The following is a 7,519-nucleotide window of genomic DNA, read 5'->3' on the forward strand; positions in this document are numbered from 1 at the left end:
TAGGTACAGATGGTGTGGTTAATTGCGCTGATGTACTAAATGATAAAGATGCCGCTGATGTACAACTTCCATTTGATGCTGCAACTGTATAACTCGTTCCATTTGTCATTCCTGAGATAGCTCCAGTACCACTTACTGTAGGTCCTGTTGGACTGAAAACATAGGTGATTCCTGATGTGTAATTGCTAATAGTTGCGGTTCCACCTGCTAAACACGTAGCTGCGGTTGTTGTTATAGTAGGTACCGATGGTGTTGCATTAATTGTAATACATTCTTGAACTGTTACTCCACACGAAGCAGGTGTACTTGTGTCAGCTGTTATAACAATTTCATCAATCGAAATAGGTGGATCAATACTAGAGCTAGCATCGTTATTCCATCGTATTCTGAATCTTAAATTAGGTTGATTATCCCATAAAGGATCTGTTCTAAAATCAGAAAGCCAAGTAGTTTGTCTTCTTAATTTTGCACCAACCATGACCCAAGTTGTTCCTCCATTGATACTATATTCAATACTACCATAATCATCCGATCCATTCGCATTAGTTTCTCCTTGAGCTAACCAATAAAAATTAAATCTAACATTTGTTTTTCCAACAGTATTAATTACCGTATTTAATGTTGCTTTTTGGTCAGATGTTTGTCCATCAAAATTGGCATTTAATGGAATAAAATTAAGAGAGCCAGCTCCACAAGTAGCTCCAGTTGTAGTAGTAGCTTTGATGTGCAGATAGTTACTATTTGGTCCGGAAGTAACTGCTATTGGTTGATTCGGAACATCCGGAACTGTAAAAGTTCCTAAACCCGTTACACAACTTCCACCAATGTATTGATTATTTAAAACAAAAATATTAGGTCCATTAGTATTATCAAGTGTCCAATTACCTAATCCTGATTCAAAAGTTTCTGTAAACAAAGTAGATGTAATTACTCCTCCTGGATTAGTTGGTGATGTTATATCTACACAATATGTTCCAGCTGGCAAACCAGACAAACTTGTATTCGAAGTTGAAGGTGTAGTAAAACCTATTGGAAAAGTATAGCCTGAAGGTCCGCTTACCCAATCAAAAGTTGTTCCTGTTGGTAAAACTGATGTAAAAGAAATAGAACCTGGAGAACAGTTTACTACCGTTTTAGTATGAGTTGGCGTAATTGAATTATTTACAACCACAGTTGCAACCAATGAAGATGTGGTGCAACTACTACTATTAATTACACAATAATAGTGAAAAGTTCCTGAAACTAAAGTTGATGGTGTATAAGTAGCTGATGTAGCGGATCCAATAATCGTTCCTCCAGTATTTGAATTTATAGTATTTGAGTACCATTGATATGTTAAAGAAGTGCCTGAAGCAGTAACAATTAAATTACTTGGTACTGAATTAACACATACTGTTTGAGTTGCTAATGGCTGAGTTAAAATAACTGGATTTGAACATACTGGAACTACATTGTAATATCCTAATCCTTGCAAATCAACACTAGTACATACTGCACTTGGGATTACATTCATTGTAAAACAAAGTACATAATTACCTGATGCCAGGCCATCCCATTCCGGATTGAAACCACTTGCAACGGATGATGCATTTGTTCTGTTTGGCGGAATTGTTGCGCCACATGCTGTACTCGTTAATTGATATGAAATTACTTCTTCTGTTGCACTTCCACAAGCCGCTGGACTTGATGATGTTAACTGTTTAAATCCTAATATTGTAGACCCTGAAACTACCGTTACAGGAACACAAATTATTATAGATTGACCAGGAACAAGTGGAGCATTTCCCAATTGATCTCCAGCAACACCTAAATTAGTAGCAATACCTGTTTGTCCTAATGCTGCAGTTGTCGTTGTCATTGAAATCACAGGACATGTTGGGGTTGCACAAGTAGCACAAGTTGAAGAGGAAATAACAACTGAAGCTGTTGCTGTACCACAAGTAGTAGGTACATAAACCGTATAAGTACCAGATAAACTAGTACTTGGAGTGACTTGACCAGTAGTTGCATTAATTGTTAACCCTGCTGGTAATGAGGTAAAATTTCCAGTAACTGGTCCATTAGTAATGGTTACATTCGAAACACCAGAAGAGGTTGTAAATGGACTTCCTGCATAGTTTATTGTTGTAGGAGTTGTTCCATTAACTGTTACGGTAATGTCATTACTACAAGAAGTTACTCCATCCGTTATAGTAGCTCTGTAGGTTCTTGTTGATGTTGGAGAAACTGTAACACTAGCTGTAGTTGAAGATGAAGTTGCTACTATAGTATTAGTTAATAAATCCGTTATTGTTAATGTTGAAGGATTGTTTTTAATAATTTTCACATTATCAATTCCCCAACTATCTTGAGAAGCTGTTGTTGATGAATTTTGATACCATCTAAACTTTGTATTTGCTGTCATTGCTGCTGCAGGAATCGGCACAGTAGTAGTATTCCAATTATAAACATACGTTCCACATCCTATATTAGCTGCGGAAGGAAAACTACTTTCCACACTTGGAAACATCAATTTCATGTTGTTCCAAGATGTACCATTATTTGTAGAATATTGGATATAAACACCTTCTTTATCATCTGGCGCCTCACAACCATTACCTCCATTATCATCTGAAGCTTCTCTAAAATCAAAACTTAAAACACCACCATTACTTACATCAAAAGTATTAGATTCTAAAATTCTAGGCGCTGCAACACTTTGCATCCAAGCAAAAATTGAACCATCAGTATTTTGAGTATTGTAACCATAATTAGGCTGACATGAAAGCACATTAACAAATGCCACTCCACCTGGAGTTCCTGTCCAGCCAGCACCTAAAGAGCCCGAATTGAAGTCATTATTTATTAATCCTGAACCAATTGTTCCTGTAGCAGTTAGTACAGTTGAACTTCCTAAGCATAGCGTTGTGGGTAAAGCAGTTATATTTACTGTACATCCTGTTGTAGGTTTAACATATGTAATTACATTTCCAATCCATCCTATTGATTGAGAACCTCCATTAGTGAATCGAAAAGTTAAGGCTCCTGTTGCATTGTTTGCACAAAATATACCCGGTTTTAATTCCGCTTGAACTACACCTCCTAATGCAGGTTGACCCGTATTATAAGGACTTCCTGCTGCATTATAAGCTGTTCCATAATTTCCTTTTAAAGAACCAATATTTGTTGCTGCTGTTGTTGTTCCATCAAATATTTCTAAAGAACCAAAAGAACTAAAAGAAGTAAAATCTACACATACACTTTTGCCTGCAGGAGGTAATAATGTAATTGTGTAGTTTGTAATTCCATCATTTCCAGCAGCTCCTCCTGCATCATAAAAAAATTCACCTCCAGAAACATTCACAGTTCCCCCTTGACTAATCAATATATTTTGTGACCATGCAGATATACTAGTCATCAAAATAAAAACACTAAAAATATTTCGCACAGATTGTATTAGGGATGAATTCATTTACTTTTAGATTTATAATGGTAAACTTTTTTTACAGTCCCAAAATTATAAATCCATTCGAATAAAAAATTACAAAAAATAGCACTTTTTTGTAATTCAGATTTTAAATAAAAAAACAAAACACCTTATTTATAATGAGATTAATATATATTTAAAATGTAATTCAGATTTGATTTTATTATATTAATTATAAAATAGTTTATTAATTAAATTTTAAACACCATTTTACAAAAAAACCTATACAATATTTTTTATTACACGCAATACCCTATAAATAAAAGAAAAAGCACCACTTAAAATTAAGCGATGCCTTTTCAACTAAAAATCAACTATAAACTATCTTTATTTTTTCACAATTAAGAATTCACTTCTTCTGTTTTGTGCATATTGTTCTTCAGTACATGGTTTACAAGCTACTTTTGGTTCGCTTTCTCCAAATCCTTGTCCTGAAATTCTGTCTTTTGCAATGCCTTTGCTGATTAAGTATTGAACAGTCGATTTTGCTCTTCTGTCTGATAAGTTCATGTTGTACTTATCACTACCTCTACTATCAGTATGTGATTTTGCGAAGATGACCATATTTGGATATTCGTTCATTACCATTACTAACTTATCTAACTCGGCTGCACCTTCTGCTGTAATATTACTTTTGTTGAACTCAAAGTAAATAGGTTGTAAAATCACTTCTCTCTCTGTAATGATTGGCATGATTGGGGTTAACAAAGCTTCCACAACCACTTGCTCATTTTCTGCTTTTGCTACTTCAAACACACCACTTTCGTATCCTTGTTTTGATACTTGAGCACTATAAGCTGTATTACATAAAACGCCTGTCAACGTTTCTCCATTTAATGCCGTTGTTTGATTAGAAACTGTTTTTTGTTTCTCATCTACTAACAATACTGTAGCACCTTCAATAACTTTTCCAGTTTTAGCATCTTTTACTCGAACTAAAGCTTGTACGTTACATACGGGATCTGCTTTGTAGATATTATCTACTCCATCTCTATTACTTGAGAAGAAGCCTACTTTCTTAGTAGCGTTGTAAGTGAAAGCAAAATCGTCTTTTGAAGTATTTACTGGTTCGCCAACGTTCATTGCTTCAGAACCTTTGTTTAAATCCATTTTGAATACATCCAATCCTCCAAATCCTGTTTTTCCATTTGATGAGAAGAACAAAATGTTGTCGTCTGTAATAAATGGAAAACTCTCGTTTGCTTCTGTGTTTACTTTAGCTCCTAAATTTTCTGGTGTACCATATTCGTCTCCGTTTACCGATACTTTCCAGATGTCTTCTCCTCCAAAGCCTCCCGGCATGTTAGATGAGAAGTACAATGTTTTTCCATCTTTGCTAATGCTTGGATTTCTAACATCATATTCTTTATTGTTAAACGGAAGTGGTTTACTATTTGCCCACTTATCACCTTCTTTGGTAGCTTTATACAAATAAATTTTTCCGAATTTCGAATTCTTTGCTTTGTCTTTAGTAAATTCTTTTTCGTTAAAACTTTCACTACCGTAGTACATTGTATTACCATCGTTTGTAATACTTGCAGGTCCGTCGTGCCATCTTGTATTTAGGTTGTCTACTGCTACGGCATCACTAATGGTTCCATTAGCATTGTAAGTAGCTTTATAGATATCTAAATAAGGCTCATCGTTAAAGTTACTGTTTCTTTTTGAGGTGTTTCTAGCACTTGCAAAATATACATTGTTGTCATTGGTAAGTACTGCTCCAAAATCCGTTTTATCGCTACTTACATCTGATTTAGCAATGTCGTACAATTTCGTTTGTCCTTTCAATTCTGGAAGGTAGTTTGGATTGCTTACAAATGTTTTTGCTCTTTGGTCGTTTGGTGCCAATTGTGCAAATTGTTGCATTTGTTTGTCTGCTTCCTTAAAATTTCCTTCTGCTTTTAGCATTTGGGCATATTTGTAATATGTTTCCGCTTCTTGCTTTTGCTCTACTACTTTAGCGTACCATTTTACGGCTTCTTTCGTATTGAAAACATTGTAGTAGCTCTCTGCTAATTGCTTGTAAACGTAGTTATCCGCTTTACTGCCTTCGGCTAATTTTAAATATTCTTTAGCAGCATCAACATACTCGTATCTATCGAATAATTTGTCTGCTGTTTTAGTGTATTGATTTTGTGCACTAAGCATTCCACTTACCATCACAAAACTTAATGTTACATATAAATTTCTCATTGTACTTTGGTCGGTTTAGGTTAGAAGAATCTTGGTGAACTTGATACTTTTTTCGGGAAGTTCAAATCAAACAACAATATAATCTCGTGTGATGATGGTGTGGTTACGTTCAAATCAGATACAATATGATCGTAAGCATATCCTAATTTTAAATTAGGCGTTATTGCATAATTTACCATCGCACCAAAACTGTCTTCTAAACGATACGTAGCGCCTATCTCAAACTTCTGATTAAACAAAAAGTTCGTTGATAAATCTAATGATGTTGGGGCATTAAATGCTGACTTCATCATGAAAAACGGTTTGAATTTCACGTTATCATTGATATCAAACACATATCCTCCTGTTAAAAAATAGTGTGATACTTCTGATCCAAATTGTCTCCCATTAAAATCTAAATGTTTCGACTTCATTAAATTAGGAACCGAAAATCCTAAGTAATACTTATTCGTATAATAGAAAAGTCCTGATCCAATATTAAAATATGAATTGCTCGTGTTTTCTGAAAAAGCAGGGTCGTTCGCATCAGGTAACGTTGAATAAACATCGTCATATAAACCTACTTTATGCAAAGTAAGACCCGTTTTTATTCCGAATGCTAACTTATGTTCCCCTCCTAAATTTAATGTATAGGAGAAATCTGCGTAAATATTATTTTCCTCTACTGGACCAATCTTATCGTTTATAAACGACAATCCCATACCTACATTCTTACCTACTGGGGCATGTCCAAAAAATGTACCCGTTGTAGGTGCATCCTCTATCTCAACCCATTGCTTTCTGTATAGCAATCCCATCGATAAATTCTCCTTACTACCCGCATATGCAGGATTCATCACACTCATGTTATACATATATTGCGTGTAATGTGGGTCTTGCTGGGCAAAAGCAAATACTCCTATAAATAAAACAACAACTTGAATAATTCTATTTTTCATCTTATCTGCTTTTAATTTTCTCTATTAATATATACCCAACCCGTTTTAACTTCACCATTTGGTAATGACACCACATAATAATAAGTAGCTGATGGCAATTCATCTCCTGAATTCGTTTTTCCTTCCCACTCATTAGTATAGTCCGATTTACTATAAACCTCAACTCCGTAACGGTTGAATATCTGAACTTTCTTAGCATTTAATCCTGATAAATTCCAGGTATCATTCAATCCATCATTATTTGGAGAAACTCCTTTTGGTATAACACATGGCGATTTATCTACCGTTACAAACTCAGTAGTAGTACACGAATTAACAGTAGCTATTACCTCATAAGTTCCCGATTCTGTAATTGCAATCGTTGCTGTTGTTCCTATTAAATTCGATGAACTATCATACCACTCATATGTAGCCATGCCCGAATCAACCGATGCTGTGATTTCAAAAATTGCTCCATTACATCCCGAAACCGTCGAAACTATCGGTGACGAAGGAACGGAATCAATACTCAATGACGATGATGCCGATGATGTACAGCCTGATGCGTTCGTTAGGGTGAAAGTATAGGTTCCTGCATTTGCTGTTACCAATCCTGTTCCTGAAATACTCACAACACTTGGTGTGAAAGTATACGTATTCGCTGCATTATATCCTGTGATTTGAAAACTTCCTGTTGCAACTGAACATGTTGGTTGCGTTACTGCCCCAACTGTTGGCGCTGTAGGTGTTGTTGGTTGCGGATTTACCACAATATTTGCTGATGCTGTTGAAGTACAACCTGATGCATTCGTTACTGTGAAAGTATAGGTTCCTGCATTTGCTGTTACCAATCCTGTTCCTGAAATACTCACAACACTTGGTGTGAAAGTATACGTATTCGCTGCATTATATCCTGTGATTTGAAAACTTCCTGTTGCAACTG

At 35.4% G+C, this 7,519-nt stretch carries 4 protein-coding genes; all 4 read right to left on the reverse strand.

Annotated features, from left to right (window positions below):
• On the reverse strand, positions 1–3,364 hold a 3,364-nt coding region (locus tag IM755_RS12675; protein ID WP_194097451.1), incomplete at its 3' end, for a hypothetical protein.
• A 429-nt stretch (positions 3,365–3,793) separates the two neighbouring features.
• Positions 3,794–5,659 (reverse strand): OmpA family protein, encoded by a 1,866-nt coding sequence (locus tag IM755_RS12680; protein ID WP_194097453.1) that lies wholly within the window; start codon positions 5,657–5,659, stop codon positions 3,794–3,796.
• Between the two features lie 20 nt (positions 5,660–5,679).
• Entirely contained in the window at positions 5,680–6,597 is a 918-nt protein-coding gene (locus IM755_RS12685; protein WP_194097455.1) for a PorP/SprF family type IX secretion system membrane protein, read from the reverse strand.
• An 11-nt stretch (positions 6,598–6,608) separates the two neighbouring features.
• On the reverse strand, positions 6,609–7,519 hold a 911-nt coding region (locus tag IM755_RS12690; RefSeq protein ID WP_194097456.1), incomplete at its 5' end, for a gliding motility-associated C-terminal domain-containing protein.

Origin of the sequence: Flavobacterium proteolyticum, assembly GCF_015223105.1 — a bacterium.
GTDB lineage: Bacteria > Bacteroidota > Bacteroidia > Flavobacteriales > Flavobacteriaceae > Flavobacterium > Flavobacterium proteolyticum.